At 63.3% G+C, this 24,907-nt stretch carries 9 protein-coding genes; all 9 read left to right on the top strand.

What is annotated here, in order from left to right; all coding sequences use genetic code 11:
- Positions 1 to 111 precede the first annotated feature (111 nt).
- The 9 genes from AC2A04_RS14595 to AC2A04_RS14555 all read left to right on the top strand — a co-directional run bounded on the left by AC2A04_RS14595 (position 112) and on the right by AC2A04_RS14555 (position 24,907).
- Positions 112 to 8,766 carry a beta strand repeat-containing protein gene (locus AC2A04_RS14595; protein WP_484213089.1) on the top strand — a complete coding sequence of 2,885 codons (8,655 nt, stop codon included), beginning with the start codon at positions 112 to 114 and terminating at the stop codon, positions 8,764 to 8,766.
- 38 nt (positions 8,767 to 8,804) lie between these two features.
- Positions 8,805 to 10,292, top strand: a complete 1,488-nt coding sequence (cysS, locus tag AC2A04_RS14590; RefSeq protein ID WP_484213088.1) for a cysteine--tRNA ligase — start codon at positions 8,805 to 8,807, stop codon at positions 10,290 to 10,292.
- 56 nt (positions 10,293 to 10,348) lie between these two features.
- Positions 10,349 to 11,287 carry a D-2-hydroxyacid dehydrogenase gene (locus AC2A04_RS14585; protein WP_484213087.1) on the top strand — a complete coding sequence of 313 codons (939 nt, stop codon included), beginning with the start codon at positions 10,349 to 10,351 and terminating at the stop codon, positions 11,285 to 11,287.
- Between the two features lie 161 nt (positions 11,288 to 11,448).
- Complete coding sequence (locus tag AC2A04_RS14580; RefSeq protein ID WP_484213086.1) at positions 11,449 to 13,140, top strand: acetolactate synthase large subunit; 1,692 nt, start codon at positions 11,449 to 11,451, stop codon at positions 13,138 to 13,140.
- 135 nt (positions 13,141 to 13,275) lie between these two features.
- Entirely contained in the window at positions 13,276 to 14,709 is a 1,434-nt protein-coding gene (locus AC2A04_RS14575) for an aldehyde dehydrogenase family protein (protein WP_484213085.1), read from the top strand.
- Between the two features lie 178 nt (positions 14,710 to 14,887).
- Entirely contained in the window at positions 14,888 to 16,306 is a 1,419-nt protein-coding gene (locus AC2A04_RS14570) for a multiheme c-type cytochrome (protein WP_484213084.1), read from the top strand.
- Positions 16,306 to 18,300, top strand: a complete 1,995-nt coding sequence (locus AC2A04_RS14565) for a GlcG/HbpS family heme-binding protein (protein ID WP_484213083.1) — start codon at positions 16,306 to 16,308, stop codon at positions 18,298 to 18,300. Before AC2A04_RS14570 ends, AC2A04_RS14565 begins: the two co-directional genes overlap by 1 nt.
- Positions 18,300 to 20,336, top strand: coding sequence for a hypothetical protein (locus AC2A04_RS14560; protein WP_484213082.1), 2,037 nt, complete (start codon positions 18,300 to 18,302; stop codon positions 20,334 to 20,336). The genes AC2A04_RS14565 and AC2A04_RS14560 overlap by 1 nt, the downstream gene beginning before the upstream one ends.
- Positions 20,336 to 24,907: an LVIVD repeat-containing protein gene (locus tag AC2A04_RS14555; RefSeq protein WP_484213081.1), complete on the top strand. Its 4,572-nt coding sequence runs from the start codon at positions 20,336 to 20,338 to the stop codon at positions 24,905 to 24,907. Before AC2A04_RS14560 ends, AC2A04_RS14555 begins: the two co-directional genes overlap by 1 nt.

Raw genomic sequence — 24,907 nt, 5'->3', positions numbered from 1 at the left:
AATCACGCGATCAAGCCGAGGCCACTGGTGGCGCGCGACAGGTGCGTTGTTGCATCAAATGCCCGGCTCAAACCTTTGCTCAAAGTGCCGGCAGGGCCCGTGCGCCGCAAATTGGCATTCGCGCGGCTCATGGTCGGCGTTGCTCTGGGAGCGGCCGCGCTGGCGCTTTCAGCCAATTCGCAAAGCGTGCGTGCACAAGCAGTGCAGGGAACTGCAACCGTCCAATTTGGTGCGAATGCCCCTGTCTACAACCCGGCAACGAAGACCGACACAGTCTTCGTCAATGCGAACGAAGCGTTGATCGACTGGGCGATCACCAGCCCTACCGGCACGTTCCTTCCGCAGGGATCGACACTCTCGTTTACCGCAGATTCCAGCGGCCCTTATACGGTGCTTAACCGGGTCTCGAGTTCCAGCACCGGCGGCCCGCTCTCGATCTCGGGGACAGTGCAGTCCGGCTCACAGGGCCGCATCTGGTTCTATAATCCCGGCGGGTGGGTGGCCGGCGCCACAGGTGTATTCAACGTCGGCAGCCTCGTGCTGACTTCGCTGCCGATCACGGTCGATCCGTCGAGTGACACGGTCTCGCGGTTGCTGGGCGACAAGGGCGAAATCCGTTTCGGCAAGGCCACCTTGCCGATGTCGTCGGTCACGATAGAGAATGGCGCGAGCTTGAGCGCCATTCAGCAACAGGGCAGCTATGTCGCGCTGGTAGCGCCGCGAGTCTCGCAGGGCGGGACGGTTCAAGTCAACGGTTCTGTCGCCTATGTCGGTGCCGAAGCGGCGACGCTGACGATCAACAATGGCCTGTTCGACATCGTGGTGGACAGCGGCACCGACGATTCGATCGGCGTATCGCATACCGGCACGACCACTGGCCCCGCCGCCACGTCCAACGATCCCTATCATCGAATTCACCTCGTGGCGGTGCCCAAGAATCAGGCGATGACCGCGATTGTTTCGGGGGCGATGGGCTACAAGGCTGCCGACACCGCGCAGGGCGAAGCTGACGGTTCGATTGTCCTGTCCGCCGGGTTCGATGTCGGCGGGGGCTCGGCGCTCGCCGGTGTCAACGAAGGCGGCAAGGCCGGGCTGACGCTTACCGATCTCACCGCGAGCAACGCAGTTTCAGGGTATGCCGGACGCGCCGTTACCATCGATGCGAAGACGTCTGACGTAACCTTCAACGCCCAAGCCGACTTCTATGCCCAGGGCGACGTACGGATCGATGTCGACAATGGTCACGCGCTGACGGCGGTCAGCAGCCTCGATGTGCTAGCCACCAACGCGTCGGTTCCCGGTACGGCACGCAGTGGCGACATTACTCTGACGGCATCAAATGGCAGCACGGTCAGCATCGGCGGCACGCTCAGCCTGGTTTCGACTGCGGAGGCCGTGATCAAGACCGATCCCGACAATGGCGATGCTCTTGCAGCCAACAGCGTCGGCGATGACGCGATCGCTGGCCATGTCAGCGTGGCCATCGACGACAGCAGCTTCAGCGCTGGCGACACGTTCCTTGCGTCCAATGCTTTCGGAGGCGTAGGAGAACGGTCCTACGGGAATTCCACGGCCGGCGACGCGACATTTGTGGCCATCCAGCCAGGGGGAAGCAATTCGGCTCGCGGCATCGATCTTGGCAGTCTATCGCTGCAGTCGCTGGCGTCGCACGGGTTCTTCAGCAGTTTCCAGACGCCGGTCGATGGCGGTACGGCAACCTCTGGCAATGCAGGCCTTTCGATCGACGGTGGAACCTTCACGGCAGGTTCGGGCATCGGGGTCTATTCTGAAGCGAGCGCGGCGCAGGGTTCGAATGGTCTCGCGCATGATGCGAGTGCTGGCAGCGCATCGGTCGCCTTTGCAAACGGAGCGGCGACCTTCGAGATCGGCAACGTCAATGTCTCGAACTATGCGAGCGCCGTCGGCGGGGGCTCGGTTACGCTGGGCGACGTGTCGCTATCTTTCGATGCCGCCGGCGGCACTACAAGGGACGGACCGGTATTTCTGGAAAGTACCGCGTTTGGCGAATTGACGGCAGTCAATACGGTCGCTCTTTCGATGACCAACGGGTCAAGTCTCGATACGGGCGGTTCGCTGGTATCTCTCGCGGCAACGGGGCGCTCGGCTACCGGCAGGGCGCGTTCGAGCAATATCCGGTTTCTGCTGGATGACAGCACGCTGCTTGCCGGGCAGGTCGTCGAGACGTCTGCCAGCGAGGGGCAGGCGAGCGGCGTCGATGCATTGAGTGGCGGTGTCTCGGCTATCCTGCGCAACGAAGCCTCGCTGGTGTCGGACAGCGAAGTCTCGCTGATTTCCGATGCCATTGGAGGCAGCGGAAGTGGCAGCGGCAGCGGCGATGGCAGAGGTGGTGCCGTATCGCTTTCGATTGCCGACAGTTCACTTTCCACGTTCGATCTGGTCCTGCAATCTACAGGCGTTGCGGGCGAGCGGTTCGACGCAAGCGGGTCGCGAGGCGCAGGCACCGGCGGGAACGTGACATTCCTCCAGCAGGGCGCAAATTCCAGTCTCGATGCAGAAACTGTTTCAATCGGGAACATCGGGCTTGGCGGCAGGCCAAACAACAACGCACGCAACGATACCGTGGTTCAGGCGGGAAATGCTGCGGACGGGATCGGCGGAACCACGAGTTTCGGCATCAGCGGCGGGACCTTCGCCGCATCAACCGTCAGGATATCAGCCACCGGTGAGGGCGGGAGCTCGTTCAACGTGGCCGGTGCCGCGCCCGGCCGGGGTGGAGCGGGTGTTGGTGGAACGGCTACGCTTGCGATTTCGGGCGGTGATGCCAGGATCGGAACACTGGATATCATCGCATCTGCCACTGGTGGCGACGGTGCACGGCAGGATGCCAGTCTCGGCATAGCGGCTGGCGTGGGCGGGGTCGGGACAGGCGGATCGGCGCTTGCGACAATCACCGGGGGCAGTCTTCTTTCCGATGTGATCACGATCGAAGCCAACGGCAACAAGTCGGTCAATCTGGGAGGCGGCTCGTTCAGCTATTTCGGCAATGGTGGATCGAGCATTGAATCGGGCGGAACCGGGGGTGTCGGCGGGCTAGGTAGCGGTGGCACGGCGCAGCTGACGATCAACGGCGGTATTCTCGGCAGCAACGGCGGGACGAGCCTGCCCCTTGCGGTGGCGGTCAATGCGATCGGTGAAGGTGGAGCGGGCGGTTATGCCCGACGTTTTGGCGGACTGCCCGGTGATTCGGGTGCGGGCGGGAACGGGGTCGGGGGTGCGGCCGGCATAAGCTTCCTGTCTGGCCAGTTCGATGCGGCCGACATTCGCATTGACGCCACGGGGCAAGGCGGGCTCGCGGGCAATACGGCCTACTTCCCGCTGGCGACTAACCGCGCGGGAGCAGCAGGTGCAAGCGGCACTGGTGGTTCGGCAACTCTCACTCTGGGCACCGACTTCGACGAGTTGACCTCCGGCGACGACAGCCGCGACATTCGCCTAACCGCAGACGGCATCGGCCTCAATGGTGAGCATGGGGCAACAGGAGGGGCCGGCGGCAACGGTCGCGGCGGACATGTCACGGTGACATCACTGGGCGGCAACGCCATTCTGGCTACGGTGCAGCTATCGGCGGTGGGCACGGGTGGCCGGGGCGGTAATTCGGCCAATGGTACCGATGGCGGCGCAGGCGGCATCGGCATCGGTGGCAACGTGGCGCTTCTTGCAGATGGCGCTGCCGCCAATCTGGCGGCCATCAGCACCACGATATTGCTTGAAGGCAAGGGCGGGGCCGGCGGTCGGGGCGGCAGCGGTTCCGCCACGCTTGATGCTGCCGGTAACGGCGGTGCGGGCGGCCGCGGTGCTGGCGGCGACCTCTCGTTCGGCGCGGCAAACCGTGGCAGGTTGACGATCGAAAACCAGTCCGGCCTATCCACTTTCACCAGCATTGGCACGGGCGGTGCCGGTGGCCTTGGCGGCAATGCTGCCGCCAACGGGTTCGGTACGACCGGCAACGGAGGGGCAGGCGGCGCAGGCTCCGGTGGCCATATATCGATCGGTGCCGAAACCAGCGGCCGCGTGGATCTCGGGTCGATCGTTCTTGAATCGACCGGGCGCGGCGGGGCCGGTGGCGGGCTTCTTGTGGTCGAAGGCAGCCAGCCGCTGGACGCCTCGATCGGTGGTGCCGGGGGGGCGGGCCTTGGTGGCGCTATTGCGCTGACAGCCACCGGGGACGCCTCGATCAGAGCTGCTGACCTGAGCGCTTATGTGCTGGGCTACGGCGGAGGCGGCGTCAACGGCACCGGATACGACTTCGCGAATGGCACGGGCGCTTCCGGGAGCGCTGGCGGTGATGCCGCTGCCGGGGCCATCACCGTGCTGGCCGAACAGGGCGGAAGCATGTTGCTCGTCCCCACCAGTGGCGACGCGGTTTTCGTAGCCCGCGCATTTGGCGGTAGCGGTGGCAGGGGCGCGCGGGGTCAAAGCGGAACAGGGGGAAATGGTGGCCGCGGAGGTCAGGGTGGCCAGGCTGATGGCGGCACGGTTTCTTTCGCTGCGAATTCCAGTGGTGAAATCGACATCGGGTCTGGCAGCACAACCATGGTCGAGTCATCAGGCTTCGGCGGATTTGGCGGTCGAGGTGGCACTGGAGGCAGCAATTCGGCCAGTGGCGGCGTTGGCGGCAATGGCGGTGATACCGGAACCTCTGCACCCGGCATTGGCGGGACGGCCAGTTTCTCGGCAGTCGGCGGCGACCTGAAATTCAACGACCTGGACGTGAAGGCCCGGGGCTTCACGAACGTCGAACTCGATGTTGCAGGGCCTGGAGCCGGTCCGGGCGGATCGGGCAATCTGGGCGAACGCAGCTACGTCATACCGTTTGGCGGTGACGTCTCGTTTGCATCCGGTGATGATGCCCAGGGCAATGCGGGAAGTCTGATCAGTGGACTGACGACCGTCAATGCAACAAGCGAGATCGCGTTTCCAGGTTTCAGCTTTTCCGGAGTGGCCGGCTTTGTATCGCTCGATGCGGCGAGTTCGCTAACGACCAACTCCCTCCGTTTTGCAGGCCTCACGGTCGATGATTCGGGAAGCGCGGTGGACGGGACCGGTATCGCAATCGGTGCGCGGTCGGGGCCGATCGAGATCGATACCGACCTGACCCTGGTATCGGCCGGGCCGATAAGCATTACCGCAGATGGCCTCGGCAATGCGCTCGTCGGCAATCTCGCGGATGTTTCGAGCGATGCATCGATCGCCATCTCTGGCATTGGCGGGGCGCAGTTCAGGGCCACGAACATACAACTCGCGGCGCAGGGCCGGATTTCCATCGAAAGCGCTTCATGCCCCGATCCTACATGCGCGCCGGTCCATGCAGGGGATCAGTTCCGCGCTGACGCATTCGGCGAGTTCAATCTGATCGGTCCGGCCGTGGTCGCGGGGCTGGCTTCGGTAGACGTCTACGCCTTTGGCAACATCACGGGCGATGCGGGCAGCGGCTATTTCTCCAATGGGAACGTGCAGGTACGCGGCGGAAACGATGTCAGCGTGCGCAATGCAACGGGCGCGGATATCAATATCGGTGCCGGTGCTGTCATCGACGGGGCGACATTCTACTACCCTGGCACTTTGACGCTCGGCGAAATCGGCGGAGGAGGGCAGTTCACCGCTTCGGGCAACATGACGTTTGCAAGCGGCGGCGGCATAGCGGTGACCGATGGCAACACGTTCGAAGCCGAGCGCGGTATTTCATTCACAAGCGGCAACGATATCCTTGTCGGCAGCCAGAATAGCATCACCGCAAACCTGGCCGGGCCGAACAGCACGCGCGCGGTGACCTTCGATGCCGGCGGATTGAAGCTTACCTATACGCTCGAGCCCGATGACATCGCGACGCTCGGCATTGGTGGCGGGACATCGGTCGAGGCCAACGGCGGAGCCATCCGCCTGATCGGCGCTGCGATAGACGCCCGGGCGGCTTCGTTCAGCGGAGCATCGATACGGGTCGATGTTTCGCACCTGCTTGCAGCAAGCGATCCCCGTCGCGACGATGGCGGCAGGCTCGATCCAGACTGTCTCGAAGGTGCGATCTGCCTGGGGACCATCGAGGTGGGCGGAGCCGTGGACATCGGGCAGACCACGCGCCCGCTCGACGTGAGGCTTGCCGGCAACGTATCGGGACAGACGATCCGGGTGACCTCGACGGGCGACATCGCGCTGGGTGCGGGAGAACTCACCGCCGCGCTCGCGGCGTCGGGCACGATCGAGCTGACATCGCAGCAGGGAAGCATCTCGCTCGAGTCGGGCTCATCGGTCCGGAGCGGCACGGTTTCGCTATCCGGGGCCGGCAGCCTGACCGGAAACGGCATTGTCGAGGCGACGGTCGACGATGTCGGTCTGAGCTTTGCAGGCGACATTGATGCAGGTTCGATCACAGCCGCACGTGAATTGACGAGCGCTGCTGCAGTCGGCGGCGGGACGGATGGCCTGTTTACGACGCCGGGCTCGCTGCGTGTGGGCGTGCTGACGCTTGGCGCAGATTCGCAGGTCGAGGCAGGAGCGGACATCGCGATCGGCACGTTCGATCTGGGTGGCCACAACGGCAGCCTTGTTGCGGGCAGTGCTCTCGATCTCGACAGCACCGGAGCGATCGGCAATCTTGCGCTTGCAGGGGACACAATCGGTTTCGGTACACTGGATGTGGACGGCAACCTCTCGCTTGCGGCAGGAGCGATCACCGGCAATTCCGCAATCGCGGGCGGCACGCTCGATGCAACGGCGGGCGACCTGACGGCTTCCCTGCTAAGCTCGGTCGGCGATCTCGTGCTGAAGGTGGACAATACCGCTGCCCTCGGTTCGGTCCAATCGACAGGAGGCTCGGTCTCGATCGATCCCGTGTTACTGACTTTCGACGCGATTTCGGCAGCAGGCGCGATCAGCCTCGTGGGGGACACGATCCGTGGCCGTACCGTGGATGCAGGCTCGAACCTTGCGATCAATGCATCAGACTCGCTTACCCTCGCTTCGGCAACTTCGGGTGGCGACATGTCGATTGCTGCAGGCGGTCTTGTCGCGACGTCGCTTTCCGCAACTGGCGATGTGGACATCGATACAGACGGCGATGTGTCGCTTGCCGCAATCTCGGGCCGGGCAATGCGCATCCTCGCGGGCGGAATTGTCGATCTCCCGTCGCTGTCGGCCTCGGGAGCGATTACCGTCTCTGCGGCAGACGTCCGGATTGCAACGTCGGGCGCGTTGTCCATCAACCGCATCGACGCCAACAAGGGCAATGTCGACGTGTCCGCAGGCGGATCGATTACCGGCCAGGTGATCGACGCTCGCGGCGACATCGCGCTGTTCTCGACGGGTGGCGATGTCACCATCTCCCGTCTGTCCGCCGGGTATGGCAATGTTTTCGGAGGCGCCGTCCGGCCACGGGCGAACGGGCCCACAGGTGCGGTCGGCCTTGGTGACATCCGGATCGACGCGCTGGGTGACATCCAGATCGATACCATCGCCGATGCGGCAAACGCCTTTGCAGCCAATGCCGGCGGAGTGTTCCGGCTGAATGGCCTCGCGACAGGCCGCACGATGACGCTTTCTTCGCAGGACATTGCCATTTCATCGGCCGGACAACTTGGAGAAGCGGCGCATACCAACACGATTGCCCTGAGCAACGGCGGTAACGGCGCAGTCCTGCTGGGTGACGGTCTTACTGTCCAGAACGGCACCTATGCCTTGGACAATGCCGAGTTTGCCAGGATCCAATCCTCCGGTGACCTGTCGCTGGGCGGGCAAGGCGACATGACCGTCGGGAAGCTCGACGTGGCAGCGCAAGCGGGTTCGGTAGCGGGCCGGATTGGCGAAAGCGGCAGCCTGATCCTGCATGCAGGTGGACAGATTTCGGTGCTTGGCGCACTCGCGATGACTGGGGCCGAGGGCAATTCGCTCACGATCGACGCTGCCGGGCAATTCTTCCTCGACGCTGCAAACGGATCGATCCGGCTAGCAGATGGCCAGGACAGTGCAGGTTCCCTGCTGATCTCGGCAAGCAGCATCGCCATGGTCACGCGCAGCGCGCTTCAGGACATTACAGAACTGACCGGAACGGCCGCCATCTCGACGCGGCTTTCTGCCAACGACGGGGTGACGGCGGGCCGCACGCTGGTCGAAGCCGGAGCGGTAGACTTGCGATCCGACCGCGAGGTCTACATCCAGAATACCGCGACCGGGACCGCGTTCGACGATCGTCGGGGACTCGTGGCAGGCACACTGGCGATCGACAGCCGCGACGGCGCGTCGCTCGATATCGTGATCAACGGGATCGTAGCCGGAAAGACCGGCATCGCAGCCATTGGAGTGACCGACTTCGTCGAAAAGTTCACGACCCTGTCGTCGATGAACAATTGCGTGATCGCCAATGTCGCCAATTGCGCGGCGCCACCGCCACCACCGCCACCACCGCCACCGCCGCCGCCGCCGCCGCCGCCGCCGCCACCACCACCACCGCCACCGCCTCCGCCGCCACCGCCGCCACCGCCTCCTGATCCGGAGACGCCGACGGTAGAAATCGTCGAGACGCGCGATGTCATTGCCGAAGTGCTGAAGGGCAATCCGGCCGATAACGCGCTCGTGGCGCTGGACAGTTTCGTGCAGACCTCGCTGATTCAGCTTAACCGGATTGCGCCTGCAGGGTTTGAGCCGTTGATCGACGAACCGGTGACCGGCACCGGAAACGACGACCTGATCGGCGACGAGCGGGACGACGACAACGCGCCGCGCGGCGAATGACTTGACCGAATGTGCAGGGGCGGGGCAATGGCTGGCTCATGTCCAATGCCCCTGCGCCTTTCTCGCCGTCCGCTCTGCTCAAGCTGTTCAACAGCTTGACGCGCCAGCTTGAACAGTTCCAGCCGGTCCATCCCGGCGAGGCGCGGGTCTATTCGTGCGGGCCGACGGTCTACAACTATCCGCACATCGGCAACATGCGGGCCTATGTGTTTGCCGACGTCCTCGGGCGTGCTCTCTCGTTCAAGGGTTACAAGCTCACCCACGTCATAAACATCACCGATGTCGGCCATCTGACCGATGATGCCGATGCGGGCGAGGACAAGATGGAGCGGATGGCGGCGTCACAGCAACAGTCGATCTGGGACATCGCCGAGCACTACAAGCAGGCCTACTGGGCCGATGTCCGTGCGCTCAACATTCGCCAGCCGGCAAACTGGACCGTGGCGACCGACTATGTCCCGCAGATGATCGCCTTTGCTGAGCGGATTGCCGACAGGCACTGCTACGAACTCGACAGTGGGCTTTACTTCGACGTTTCGACCGTGGCCGACTACGGCCGCCTTGCCCGCGCGCAGACCGAGGACGGGGAAGGCCGGATCGAGGCCGTCGAAGGCAAGCGCAACGCTGCCGACTTCGCGATCTGGCGCAAGACCCCTTCGGGCGAGAAGCGCCAGATGGAATGGGATTCACCCTGGGGCAAGGGTGCTCCGGGCTGGCATCTCGAATGCTCGGTCATGTCGGGCGAAGTGCTCGGCTTCCCGTTTGACATCCATACCGGCGGGATCGACCACCGCGAGATCCACCACCCGAACGAGATAGCGCAGAATCAGGCGTTCTGCTGCAGTGACAAGGCAAGTGGCGGGCTCGACGTTCCTGCCAATTCGGGTGCTCGGATGTGGATGCACAACAACTTCCTCGTCGAACGCTCGGGCAAGATGAGCAAGTCGTCGGGCGAGTTCCTGAGGCTGCAACTGCTGGTCGACAAGGGCTACTCACCGATGGCCTACCGCCTGATGTGCTTGCAGGCGCATTATCGCAGCGAGCTGGAATTTTCATGGGACGGGCTGTCCGCCGCCTTGACGCGCCTCAAGCGCATGCTGATTGCGATCGCGCAGTTGAAGGAACGTGCCGAAGGCGAGGCCTTGCCGGGCGCACGGTTCCTGCCCTTTCTCGAACGTTTCGATGCCGCCGTCTCGGATGATCTGAATACGCCGGTCGCGCTGACGGTGTTCGAGGAAGTGCTGGCACTGAAGAAGGTCGATCCGGCCGAAAAGCTTGCCGCGCTTGCTGCGATGGACGCCGTGCTGGGGCTGGGCGTGATGACGCTTGTCCGCGAGGACTTGCGGATACGGCCCAAGGGCGTCGATATCGAGGCATCGGAGATCGAAGCCATCCTCGCAGCGCGCAAGGCCGCCCGCGCCGAGAAGGACTTCGCCCGTTCGGACGCCCTGCGCGACGAACTTGCGGCCAAGGGTGTCGATGCCATGGACGGCGACCCGCTCGGCTGGGAGTGGAAGCTCGTCTGAACGGGTTTCATTTCGCAATGCAGGCGCTAGGCTCACCGTCTGACCGGGAGTTTGCGATGACCGTCCTAGTAATGAATGCCATGGCCGCCCCGCTCGTCGAGGGGCGGTTGCCCGCCTGGGTGGAGCCGCGCTTCTTCCGTACTGCCGAGGAACTGTTCGAACTTGCTCCCGAGGCGGAGATCGGCTGGTTCGACCTTTATCAGCCTGCGGGCATGGCAAAGGCCATTGCGCTGGCGACGAAGATGAAATGGCTGAACTCGGTCTATGCCGGGGTCGATTTCTTCCCGCTCGATCAGTTGCGCGCCCGAGGTGTAGTCCTGACCAACGGCGTGGGGATAAATGCGATCACGATTGCTGAATATGTCGTCATGGCCATGCTCACGGTCGCCAAGGGCTATCGCGAGGTCGTGCGTGCGCAGGATCGGCATGAGTGGCTGCTGGATTCACCTGGCAAGGTGGAGCTGTTCGGCAGCCGCGCGCTGATCCTTGGCTATGGGGCAATCGGACAGAATGTCGAGGCACGCCTTGCAGGGTTCGGTGTCGAGATCGTCAAGGTCCGGCGCTCCGGCGGGGAGGGGGCGCTCGGGCCAGACGAATGGCGCGGGCAACTCTCGACCTTCGACTGGGTTATCCTCGCCGTGCCCGCGACGCCCGAAACCGATGCGATGATCGGCAGGGACGAACTCGCGGCGATGAAACCGGGTGCAACGCTCATCAACGTGGCGCGTGGCTCGGTTGTCGATCAGGATGCCTTGATCGAGGCCCTGGCCGCAGGCCGCCCCGGGCATGCCTTCCTTGACGTGACGACGCCAGAGCCGCTCCCTCCCGAACATCGCTTGTGGAGCGAGCCCAACGCCCATGTCTCGATGCATCTGTCGGGGCGCTCGCAGACGAGAATGTTCGAGCGCGCCGCCAGCCGCTTTCTGGAAAACCTCGATCGCTATCATCGTGGGGAGCCGGTGGAGCCGCGCGTCGATCTTTCTCTCGGCTACTGAAGGCATGGGGTGACTCCGCCCTTCGTGTTTGTTACCCCTTGTCCCGCAGGGCTGATGCGGGGCCGAAAACGACACGCATCGCCAACTGCCCGTGGGGTCGCATCCGACTAGGGGAGAGAGGCGTCGCATTTCGCGCGCCTTTCACAATTGGAGCGACGCGAATGGCCGAAGGCGCAATCCACGCTGGCGGGGGCAAGAAGGCTTCCGATCTTTTCATCGAATGCCTTGAGGAAGAGGGCTGCGAGTACATCTTCGGCGTGCCCGGCGAAGAAAACCTCGACTTCCTTGATTCGCTCTCCCGCTCCACCAAGATCAAGCTGATCCTGACGCGGCATGAACAGGGGGCGGGCTTCATGGCGGCGACTTATGGCCGCCACACCGGCAAGACCGGCGTGTGCATCGCGACGCTCGGGCCGGGGGCGACGAACTTCGTCACAGCTGCCGCCTATGCCACGCTTGGCGGCATGCCCATGCTGATGATCACCGGCCAGAAGCCGATCAAGAAATCGAAGCAGGGCAGGTTCCAGATCCTAGACGTCGTCTCGATGATGGGGCCGATCACCAAGTTCACGCACCAGATGGCATCATCGGACAACATCCCCAGCCGCTTGCGCGAAGCCTATCGCCTTGCCGAGGAAGAAAAGCCGGGCGCCACGCATATCGAATTGCCCGAGGACATTGCCGACGAGCATACCGATTCGCGCCCATTGAAGCGCAGTCTGGTCCGCAGGCCCAATGCCGATGCCAAGTCGATCGCGCAGGCCGTTACAGCCTTGCAGAACGCCAAGGCCCCGGTGCTGGTGATCGGTGCGGGCGCAAACCGCAAGATGACGGGCAAGATGCTGGCCGAACTGGTCGAGAAGACGGGCATCCCGTTCCTCACCACGCAGCTCGGCAAGGGCGTGATCGACGAGCGCCACCCCAAGTTCCTGGGCTGCGCCGCGCTGTCAGCCGGCGACTTCGTGCATCGCGCGGTCGAGGATGCCGACCTGATCGTCAACATCGGGCACGACGTGATCGAGAAGCCGCCGTTCTTCATGCGCGCCGAAAATGAAGATGGGGGTGGCACGCCGGTGATCCACGTTTCGACCAAGACTGCCGAGGTCGATCCGGTCTATTTCCCCTCGATCGAGGTGATCGGCGATATCGCCAACGCGATCTGGCAGATCAAGGAAGCGATCACGCCCAATCCGGCATGGAACTTCGATCACATGCTGGCCTATCGCGCGGCCGAAGTCGCGCACACCGCGCCGCTGGCTGCCGACACCCGCTTTCCGATCTTTCCGCCGCACCTTGTCCAGCAGATCCGCGATGCCTTGCCTGAAGACGGGATCATCTGTCTCGACAACGGCGTCTACAAGATCTGGTTCGCGCGGGGTTATACCGCCTATCAACCCAACACCGTCCTGCTCGACAATGCGCTCGCCACCATGGGCGCTGGCTTGCCGTCTGCGATGATGAGCGCGATGCTCTATCCCGATCGCAAGGTCATGGCGATTTGCGGCGATGGCGGCTTCATGATGAACAGCCAGGAGATGGAGACCGCCGTCCGCCTGGGCCTCAACCTCACAGTGCTGATCCTCAACGACAGCTCCTATGGCATGATCCGCTGGAAGCAGGCCAACATGGGCTTCGAGGACTTCGGGCTGACGTATGGCAACCCCGATTTCGTCAAGTACGCCGAGAGCTACGGCGCGCAAGGCCACCGCGTGGAGAGTGCCGCGCATCTCAAGGAACTTTTGGCCCACTGCAATTCCACGCCGGGGGTGCACCTGATCGATTGTCCGGTCGATTATTCGGAGAACGACCAGATACTGAACAAGGACATCAAGGAACTGTCGAAGTCGCTGTAGCAATCCGCTCGTCATTGCGAGGAGCGCAGCGACGAAGCAATCCAGAGTCGTCGTAAGTATCCCTCTGGATTGCTTCGCTGCGCTCGCAATGACGAATTTTTTTGGGAGCGGATGTGCTCCCGGCAGAGGCAAACGATGAAACTCAAAGACGTCTACCCGCTCTATCTCAACAACAAGGCGGTGCAGCCCAACACCGATCTTGCGGTGACCGACAAGTTCACCGGAGAGATCGCGTTTCGCACCGCGCTCGCCACTCCCGACGTGATCGATGAGGCGATCGCCGGGGCGGTCCGAGCGGCGGAGCCGATGGCAAAGCTTGCAAGCTATGAGAAGCGCGACGTGCTGGATCACTGCGTCCGCCGGTTCGCGGAGCGCAAGGACGAACTGGCTTATGCGCTGTGCATCGAGGCCGGCAAGCCCATCGCCGACTCCGAAGGTGAAGTGGGCCGTCTGATCGACACCTTCCGCATCGCTGCCGAGGAAGCGACGCGCAATTACGGCGAGGTCCAGCCGCTCGACATTTCCCCGCGCGCCAAGGGCTACATGGGCATGTGGAAGCGCGTGCCGATCGGGCCGTGCAGTTTCATCTCGCCGTTCAACTTCCCGCTCAACCTTGCCGCACACAAGATCGCCCCGGCCATCGCGATGGGCTGTCCCTTCGTTATGAAGCCCGCATCGATGACCCCGCTCGGCGCGATCATCATGGGCGAAGTTCTGGCCGAGTGCGATGTCCTGCCCGAGGGCGCGTTCTCGATCCTGCCCGCCAGCCGCGATGGGGCAGACCTTTTCACCACCGACGAGCGCCTCAAGCTTCTTTCCTTTACGGGTTCGCCGGGCGTCGGCTGGGATCTCAAAGGCAAGGCGGGAAAGAAGAAGGTCGTGCTGGAGCTGGGCGGCAATGCGGCGGTCGTGGTCGACAAGGATGCCGACCTCGATCACGCGCTCGCCCGGATCATTTTTGGCGGGTATTACCAGTCGGGCCAGTCATGCATCCATGTGCAGCGCGTGATCATCCACGCCGACATCTATGACCGTTTCCGCAACATGCTGGCGGCCAGGGTCAAGACTCTGAAGTCAGGCGATCCCAAGGAACGCGAGACATTCATCGGACCGATGATCTCGGCCAAGGAGGCGCAGCGGCTCAAGCGATGGATCGACGCTGCGGTGGCAGGCGGGGCAACCCTGCTCGCGGGCGGCGGCTGCGAAGGGAATATGCTCGAGGCTACGCTGCTCGAAGGCTGCAGTCGCGAAATGGACGTCTATACCGAAGAGGCTTTCGGACCGGTGGTGATCCTTTCAAAATTCACCGATTGGGACGCCGCGCTCGACGAGGTCAACGATAGCAAGTTCGGCCTTCAGGCAGGATTGTTCACTGCCGATCTGCACAAGGTCATGGACGCATGGGACCGGCTCGATGTCGGCGGCGTCGTGGTCAACGATGTGTCGTCATACCGTGTCGACAACATGCCCTACGGCGGCGTCAAGGATTCGGGGCTTGGGCGCGAGGGCATCCGCTTCGCGATGGAAGACATGTCCGAAATCCGGAACCTTGTCATCCGCCGCAACTGATCGCCCTTGGGGCGAAGCTTAATTGCCGGAAATCTGTCGGAAACATGAATAGTCACTTGAACCGCAAGGGCAGACTGGCCTAGGTTCAACCCAACGGGGTCGCATTGCAGCACTTCCGGCAAGCGCGCGGTACAGGGCAATGGCCCGGTCGCGTGGGGACCGGTGGGGACGAGGGGCAATGCTCGACAATTTCTTGTCCATACGGCGGCTTGGCGCACGGCTTCGGGCTGTCCCGCGCAAGGGCGCAACGGCGTTCGCCCTGTGCCTTGCCATGGCATGTGCCGCGCTTGGCGCGTCATCGCTTGTCTCTCCCGCAGCAGTACAGGCCCAAGGCGCGTCCGAGGTTCTGCGCGGCCATCAGGGCGTGTCTTCGTGTGCAGGGTCGACCTGTCACGGGCGCAGTGCTGCCGATGGCGCGGTCGTCAGGCAGGACGAGCTTTTGCGCTGGCAGGAAGATTCATCGCCAACGGGTGCGCACAGCCGCGCCTGGCGCGTGATCCAGGAGCCGCGCGGCCAGGCCATCGTTCGCCGCATGGGTCTCGATTCGGCAGGCGTGCAGCGCGAATGCGCCGGTTGCCATTCCTCGCCCGGTGCGGCGCGCGACACCGACGGTGTCGATTGCGAAGCCTGCCACGGCGCGTCAGGCGGCTGGCTTTCCACGCATTATACGGTCGGCGCCAGCCATGCGCGCAATGTCGCGCAAGGGATGACCGATCTGACCCGCCCCCAGGTCAAGGCGCAGGTCTGCCTCGATTGCCACTTCTCGGGCGATGCGAAGGGCCAGTTCATCGCGCACCGGATCATGGCAGCGGGCCATCCGCGAATTTCCTTCGAGATGGATCTGTTCACCACGCTGCAGCAGCATCACGACGAAGACGCCGATTACGTCCAGCGCAAGGGCGGCAAGACCAACGGCATGCGCATGTGGGCGGTGGGCCAGGCCGAGGCGGTCAAGCGCAGCCTCGAACTGTTCAGCCAGCCTGCGCGTGCGGTCGACGGGATCTTCCCCGAATTCACCTTCTACGATTGCCATTCGTGCCATCGCCGGATCTACGATGGCGAGGAGGGCAATGTCACGGCGGTGACCAATCCGGGCCGACCGATCCACCTTGGCATGCCTCCCTACAATGACGAGAACATGATCATGCTGCTGGCTGCGGCCAAGGTCATCGCGCCTGATGCCGCCGCCAACTTCGATGCACGTGCCAAGGCGTTCCACCGGGCGATGCTTGCCAATCGCGCTGAAACGGTGGCGGCTGCGCAGGCGTTGCGCCAGTCGGCCGATGCGCTGTCGTCGCGCTTCGCGTCCGCCTCGTTCACGCGCGAGCAGACTTTTGCGATCATGGATTCGATCGCGAGCGAAGCGATCGGCGAGCGCTACACCGACTACGAAGGTGCGGTGCAGTCGGTCATGGCCGTCGATACCCTGCTTAACGGCCTGGTCAATCAGGGCATGGTTCCACCGGCCTCGGCCGGAAACCTGCGCATCCAGATCAACCAGGCCTACTCGGCGGTGCGTGATCCCAATGGCTTCCAGCCGCTTGCCTTCCGTCGCGCATTGGGCGGGGCGGTCAGATCGATCCGGAGCCTGCGCTGATGCAGATGCCTTACATCCTGCGCCAGACCACATCCCTTGCCGCATCGCTATCGCTGATGCTGGCTGGCTGCGGCGGCGGGGATTCGTCGTCTGGCGGCACGTTCACCCCCACACCCAGCCCGACGCCGACCGCCAGCGCGCGCTTCTTCTCTGATCCCGCGCAGGAAGCGCTGACCGCTGACGAAGTACAGCAGATCATCGCGCAGGCGGTGGGTGAGGCAAAGGCGCTCAACTATCCGGCGATCATTGCGGTGGTCGATCGCGTGGGCAACGTGCTGGCGGTGTTCCGCATGAACGGTGCCTTGACCCGGATGATGACCAGCCGCCGGACCGCCACGGGCGAGATTTCGCCGCGCGAGGTGGATGCACAGGGGCTCGAAGTCGATGCCACGATGGGCGCAATCTCGAAGGCGGTGACGGCCGCTTATCTTTCTTCAAGCGGCAATGCCTTCTCGACGCGCACGGCCAGCATGATCGTGCAGGAGCATTTTCCGCCGGCACCCAACACGCCGGGGCTTGAGGCCGGGCCGTTGTTCGGAGTGCAGTTCAGCCAGTTGCCCTGTTCGGATCTTTCAGCGCGTTTTTCCGCCGGAAACGCCGGTTCCTCGGCATTCATCGGCCCCAAGCGCTCGCCACTGGGTCTTGCTGCCGATCCGGGCGGCTTGCCGCTCTACAAGAACGGCGTGGTGGTCGGTGCGATCGGCGTCATGGCGGACGGGGACTACGGTTACGATCCGAACGTGACAGACGTCGATGGCGATCCCGAGGAATACATGGCGCTCGCCGGCATTCAGGGTTTTGCACCTGCCGACGACATTCGCGCCGATCGCATCACCGTTGATGGATCGACGTTGCGCTTCTCCGATGCGCGCGTCGAAGGACTTCACGCGCTGCAGACGAGCTTTGCCGCAATCAACAACGTGGCCGGCACGCTGATCCCGGTGCGCGGCTATTACGACGGTAATGCCGTGGTGGCGGGCACGGCCTACGGAACCGAAAAGAGCGGCATTCGCCGCGCCAGTTCGTCAGAGTTCTCGCTTGCCGATGCCTATGTCCTGAGCAACGGCTCGGGCAGCAATCGCTATCCGATCAAGGGGGCGACCGACAGCAGCGCCGTCAGCCAGCCGCTGACCGCTGCCGAAGTGCGCGCGGTGCTCGAAGAGGCGTTCACGATCATGACGCGTGCCCGCGCGCAGATCCGCCGACCTGTCGACAGCCGGGCGCAGGTCTCGATCTCGGTCGTCGATACTTTCGGCGAGGTCCTCGGACTCGTACGCGGACCGGACGCGCCGATCTTCGGTATCGACGTGTCGCTGCAGAAGGCGCGGACGGCCGCGTTCTTCTCGAACAGCGTGGCCGCGCAACAACTGACCGACAATACCGATGCCGAGATTCCGGCCTTCGTGAAGCGGACGCGCGATTTTCTGGGCGACCAGACTGCGCTTACCGGAAAGATTGCCTTTGCCGATCGGTCGGGCGGCAATCTTTCGCGTCCCTATTTCCCGGATGGCGAGCTTGGCCGACCAAATGGCCCGTTGTCCCGTCCGATCAACGATTTCAGCCCCTTTGCCACCGGCCTGCAGATCGCTCTGGTCAAGGCCAACCTGCTCCAGCATGCGGTCTTCGTCCAGGGCTCGCTCAATGCGCGCGACGTATCCCAGACCTGCACGGCGGTGCCAGACACGCCTACCGGCAAGAAGCGCCTTGCCAACGGTATCCAGATTTTTCCCGGCTCGGTGCCGATCTATCGCGGCAACCAGCTGGTCGGGGCGATCGGCATTTCGGGCGATGGCATCGATCAGGATGACATGATCGCGTTTCTGGGGGCGCACAACGGGGGGTCGAAGGTCGGCGGCATCGGCAATGCACCCAAGGCGATCCGTGCCGATACGATCGTGGTGCCGGTGGGTTCGGGCTTGAGGCTGCGCTACGTCAACTGCCCGTTCGCGCCGTTCCTCGACACGTCCGAACAGAACGCTTGCGAGGGCAAGTGATGCAGCAGGTCTTCGCCCTGATCGCACCCGCGCTCGGCCTGTCCCATCCGGCGCCGACCGCGATTGCACTGCCGTTTCACGTGCTTGCAGCCGTCCAGGCAGCTGAACCGGGCGAGGCTGCGCCGCAACAGGCGGCCTCTGCGCAGGCCGATACGGTATCGCAGTCAGCTCCGGCCAATACTGCTCTGCCGGGGGGTGAGACCGAGGCCGACGACGCGCTGATCGATGGCCGCCGCCGCCCCGGTTTCAACAAGCGGCTGCCTGACAAGGTCGAACAGGACAATCCGGGCGCGGTCAATGCCCCGCCGCCCGAAGCGTTCTACGACAAGTACGACGGGGAAGGCCCGATGGGCGATCTCGGCCTCGATGTCGGCTTGCCCGATCGCTGGCGCATCATGTCCTCGCTCTGTCCGCAGAAGGATGCGGCAACGGGCAAGAAGGACCGCTCGCTCTACACCCTGTTTCCCAAGCTCGAATACGTCTGCCGTTCGAAGCTCGATCCGTTTCACCACAACCTGCTGAAGGGTGATCTACCGCTCGCCAAGGGCAAGCGCCCCGGCTTTCTCAAGGGCGAGGACTGGTTTCTGCTGGCCGGAGCCATCTCCGATACAGTGGTTGAGCCGCGCAGCTTCCCGATCCCGGTTGGCAACCAGACGACAACCAACCCGAACGAGATCGACACGTTCGGCCGCAGCAACAGCCTTGTGCTGTCCCAGACCTTCATTGCCAGCGTGTCGCTGCTCAAGGGCATGACCGCGTACAAGCCGCCGGTGGTGGAATATCGCATCGCGGTGGCGGCCAACATCAATCATGTGCAGGTGCCGGAACGGCGCGTCCTGTTCGTCGAACCGTCCAAGGGCACGCGCCGCACCGATGCCTTCATCGGGTTGCAGGAAGCCTTCATCGACTATCACATCGGCCGGTTCGACACGAAGCGCTACGACTTTGTCTCGCTTCGCACCGGCATCCAGCCGATGCAGTCGGACTTTCGCGGCTTCCTGTTCAACGACAACCAGCTGGGCGTTCGCTTGTTCGGCAACCGCGACAACAACCGCTTCCAGTTCAATCTCGCTGCCTTCTGGCGGCTCGAGAAGGAGACGAACTCGGGCCTCAACGATGTCAGCCAGACGCCGCGCAACGACTGGGTGTTCATGGCAAACCTGTACCGCCAGGATTTCCCGGTGGTGGGCCTGACCAGCCAGGTCTCGGTCACCTACAACATGAACCGCGAGCGCAATGAGGTTCATGTCGACACCAACGGCTTCCCGGTTCGTCCTGCGCTGTTGGGCGATCTGCGCGGCCGCGAATACGATGTTGTCTATCTGGGCTATGCAGCAGATGGCCACATCGGGCGGCTCAACCTTACGGCGCAGGCCTATGCCGCGCTCGGAGAGGACCGGAACAATTTCCTGACCAGCCGCCCCGCCGAGATCAAGGCGTTCATGGCTGCTGCGGAACTCAGCTATGACATCGACTGGACGCGCATTCGCCTTTCGGGCCTCTGGGCCAGTGGCGACAGCGACCCCTATGACAAGGTCGAAGGCGGGTTCGACGCGATCTTCGAAAACCCCCAGTTTGCCGGTGCCGACACCAGCTACTGGATTCGCCAGACGATCCCCTTTGCCGGCGGCGGCCGTGCGATATCGATCAATGGCCGCAACGGCATCCTCAATTCGCTGCGCTCGTCCAAGGAGCAGGGGCAGTCGAACTTCACCAATCCGGGCACGATGCTGCTGGGCGTGGGTACTGATTTCGACCTGACGCCAACGGTGCGCGTGTCGACCAACGTCAACCACCTGTGGTTCGAGAACACCAAGGTCCTTCAGGTCCTGCGCAACGAAGGCTCGATTCCCAAGGACATCGGTTGGGATGCATCGGTCTCGGCGATCTGGCGGCCCAACGCCTCGCAGAATCTCGTGTTCCGCCTGTCGGGAGCCGTGCTCGAACCGGGCGGCGGCTTTGACGATCTGTTCGCGCAATCGGGCAAGGCAAGCCGCTTCTACTCTGTCCTCGCCAATGCGACCCTGGCCTTCTGATGACCGAGACCATGACACCCACGCGCCGCAATCGCACTCTTCCGTTGGCATGGCTCGTTGCGGCACTGGCCGCGCTGCTGGTGCCGAGCGCGCTCTATGCTTCGGGCGAGGAAAAGGCGCAGAAAGTCATGCACACCCGTGCACCGGCCGCGCCGCGCGGTCAGCCGGGCGATACGGTCGAAGAGCAGTGGGCTTATGTCGACAAGCAGAATGCAGGCTGCGTCAGCTGCCACACCAAGAGCGATCACCGCACGATGCACGCGAGCCCCGCGGTCGTGCTGTCTTGTGCGGACTGCCATGGCGGCAATACCAAGGTCGTTGCTGATCGATCGTGGAACCACAACTCCATGGAGTACATGGGCGCGCTGAAAGATGCCCACGTGTTGCCCAAGTATCCGGTTGCCTGGGGCTGGCCGTCGTCGGCAAACCCGAAGCGGTCCTATGCACTGCTGGCCAAGGAAAGCCCGGAATTCATCCGCTTCGTCAACCCATCGGACTATCGCGTGGCGCGCGATTCCTGCGGGGCGTGCCATATGTCGATCATCGAGGCGTCGGAACGCTCGCTGATGTCTACGGGTGCGATGCTGTGGGGCGGCGCTGCCTATAACAACGGCATCGTCCCCTTCAAGAACTACATGTTCGGCGAAAGCTTTACCCGCAATGGCGAAGCGGCATTGATCAAGTCGGGATCAAAGGAAATCGGCCCCGACGGCAAGCCGATGTGGGGCACGGTCACGCCAAAGGAGAAGTCGCGCGGCGCGCTGCCGATCATGTATCCGCTCCCGCGTTGGCACACGATTCCGCCGGGCGATGTGTTCCGAGTGTTCGAGGATGGCGGCCGTACGATCAACCCGCAGTTCCCCGAAATCGGCCTACCCAACTCGACCGGCCTGATCCAGCGTCTGGACGAACCGGGGCGCCCGGACCTCAAGCAGTCGAACCGCGGACCAGCCACCGGTCTGCGCGTGGCGATTCCGGTCCTGAACATCCACAAGACCCGCCTGAACGACCCGTTCCTGTTCCAGATGGGCACCAATGACCAGCCGGGCGACTATCGCTCATCGGGTTGCGCTTCGTGCCACGTGATCTACGCCAACGACCGCGAGCCGCGTCACAGCCTGAATTACGCCAAGTGCGGGCGCGACGGTCAGTCGATCACCGCCGACCCAACGATCAACGGCCTGCGCGAAGGCCAGCACCGCAAGGGGGCCTACGGCTCCTACGACGCCGAAAAGGAAGAGCACCACGACAAGGTGCGTGGCACGGTCCTAGGGGGCAAGGGAGCCTATGTCGGCAAGTCCGCAGCGGACGAAGAGGACTGCGCGCGGGCCATTTCCTCGGCCGAGCAGCTTGTTTACGCGCCGGGCAAGGGCGTCGCGCCACACGGCACGATGGACCATGACAAGATGGACCAGGCTTCGGCGCATGCCATGGCGGGTCTTGACGAGAAGGGCCATGCCAAGTCCGGTGCCGATCATGGCGACGAGCACGCAACCACTGGTCCTGTCGCCATGCAGGATCGTGAGCGCGGGCACCCGCTGGTCCACGCTTTCACCCGTGCAATCCCGACCGCGCAGTGCATGAACTGCCACATGCACCAGCCGAACATCTTCCTGAATTCGTACCTCGGTTACACGATGTGGGACTACGAATCCGATGCGCCGTCGATGTGGCCCGGTCCTGAGAACCGCGCTCCGAAGCCCGCCGGCATGTCGGACGAGGACTATGCCAAGGTCTTCAAGAAGCAGTTCTATCCCAACATCGACGAGCAGCGCGAAGTGCTCGATCGCAATCCGGAAGGCGCCTCGACGCGCGGCCTGTGGCGCGATGTCGAGTTCCTGCGCAACGTCTATGACCTCAACGAGCAGCTCAAGGACACCCAGTTCGCCGATTACCACGGTCACGGCTGGAACTTCCGCGCGATCCTGAAACGCGACCGTCGCGGCAACCTGCTCGATGACGAAGGTGACATGACGTCCTACGGCACCGACAAGGCGCACATCGTAGACCCGTCCGATCCAGCCAAATTCCGCAAGGGCAGGGAGGGCAAATTCGTCGAGCCCGGTCCCGACAATCCCGGCAAGGCCGTCCACATGATGGACATCCACGCGCAGCTCGGCATGCAGTGCGCCGATTGTCACTTCTCGCAGGACAGCCACGGCAACGGCTTGATCTACGGCGAAGTTGCCAACGCGGTGGAGATCGGGTGCAAGGACTGCCACGGTACGCCAGACACCTACCCGACGCTGCTGACATCGAACCTTGCCGCGCCCGAAAAGGGCAACAACCTTTCACTCCTGCGCAATGCTGATGGCCAGCGCCGCTTCGAATGGTTCAACGAGGCCGATGGACGCCGCGTGCTGGTGCAGCGCTCGATCATCGATCCCAACCTCTCCTGGCGGGTCAGCCTGGTGAAGGACTCGGTCGACGCGCGTTATGCTGGTAAAATGGACGCAGCGGGCAAACCGATCTTCAATCCAAAGGCCGCGCGCGCCAAGCTGATGGCCAAGTCGGCATCGGAGGATGGCGTCTACAAGTTCGGCACGGGCGTAGCCAAGGAGCAACGCGCGCACCGCGACGACGACATGGCCTGCTTCACGTGCCACCTTTCGTGGACGACTAGCTGCGCGGGCTGCCATCTCCCGATCGAGGCGAACTGGAAGTCGGCCACCCACAAGTACGAGGAAGATTACACCCGCAATTACGCGACCTATAACCCGCAGGTCGCGCGCGACGACATGTTCCAGCTGGGCAAGCACCAGCGCAACAAGTCATCGGGCAGCGATCCGGTACAGTTCGATGCTGGCGGTAATCCGGTCAGCGGCAAGGCGATCACCGCGCCGATCCGTTCGACCTCGGCGCTGATCCTGTCTTCGACCAACATCAACCGCGAACGCATTTACGTGCAGCAGCCGCCGATTTCGTCGATCGGCTACTCCAGCCAGGCCTTCGCGCCGCATTTCCCGCATACCGTGCGAAAGAACGAGACGAAGCAGTGCACCGACTGCCATGTCAGCAAGGATGAAGACAACAACGCCACCATGGCGCAACTGCTGCTTCTCGGCACCAATTACGTCAACTTTGTCGGCATGAATGCGTGGTTCGGGCTCGATGGTGGCTTTGAAGCCGTCCGCGTGACCGAGTGGGACGAGCCGCAGGCCGTTATCGGCTCCTACCTCCACCGCTATGCCTATCCCGATTTCTGGAAGCAGCACGTGGAGGACAACGGGCGCGAACTGAAGAACTGGACGCGCGGAAAGACAATGGACGGCAAGCTTTCGGGCGAAACGACCGGTCACGAGCAGTTTGCCAATGTGACAGAAGGCACGAAGGATGCCGTGCGCTGCCTGCAGATGCGCGGGGAATACATGTTCGTCGCCGAAGGCAAGGGTGGCTTCCGTGCCTATGATATCGCTTCTATCGGCAACAAGGGCACGTCCGAGCGGATCCTGACGGCGCCGTTCTCGTCGCTCGGCCATGACACCCACGTTGACACGACGAACGCCACTTGCATGGCGCTGCCCACCAATCAGGCGATTGCGCCGACGCGCAATTCGCCGGAGCTGCGCACGGTCAACCAGGAACAGCCCTTCTCGCCGATCTACCACTACGCCTTTGTCACCGATGCGGTCGAAGGGTTGATCGCGGTGAATGTCGACACGCTGGCCGACGGCGAATTCCGCAACAACTTCTTCTCCCGCGCGATGACCTTCAATCCCGATGGTGTGCTGAGCGGGGCGCGCCATATCACGCTGGCGGGCGACTATGCCTATGTCGTGACCGACAAGGCGCTGGTGACGGTCCATCTGACCAAGCCGTGGAGCGCGGACAAGCCTTGCGAGGTCAGCGCAGCCAAGGGGGGCGAGACCTGTCTCGATCCGCGCATCACGTCGGTCGTCACCTTGCGCGATCCGCGCGCGACGGCGGTGCAATTCCGATACCTGTGGGTGACGACCGCCAATGGCCTCGAGCTTATGGATGTGACCAATCTGGCCCAGCCCAGAGCAGTTGCCGGTGCGGTCGTGCCATTGGCCGATGCGCGCCGGGTCTACCTTGCGCGTACATATGCCTACGTCGCGGCGAAGTCGCAGGGTCTGGTGATCGTCGACATTACTGCGCCGACGCGTCCGTCGATCTACGCCAGCTACACGGCGGAGGGGCAGTTGAACGATGCAGAGGACGTCATCGTCGCGTCCACCAATGCCTCGCTCTTTGCCTATGTCGCCGATGGCCGGAACGGGATGAAGGTTCTGCAGCTTACCTCGCCATCGAGCCAGCCCAACTTCTACGGCTTCTCGCCAGAGCCGAGGCCGGAACTGATCGCCTGGGCGCGGACGCCAAGTCCGGCGCTTGCATTGTCCAAGGGGCTGGACCGCGATCGCGGCGTCGATGAAACGGGCGGACAGATGGCGATCTTCGGACGCCTCGGCTCGCGTCCGTTCAATCGCGCCGAGATGGAAGAGCTGTTTCTCAACAGCAAGGGTGATGTGTTCCGTGTCTCCAACGCGGTCGACATGAGCCTGTGGGTGGGCGCAAAATCCGCGCCGCTGCTTTCAAGGCTGGATCGCTAG

This window comes from Novosphingobium sp. HNCC26DJ243 (genome assembly GCF_057180545.1).
The sequence above is the reverse complement of the archived record's forward strand: the minus strand, read 5'-3'. Positions and strand labels throughout refer to the sequence as shown.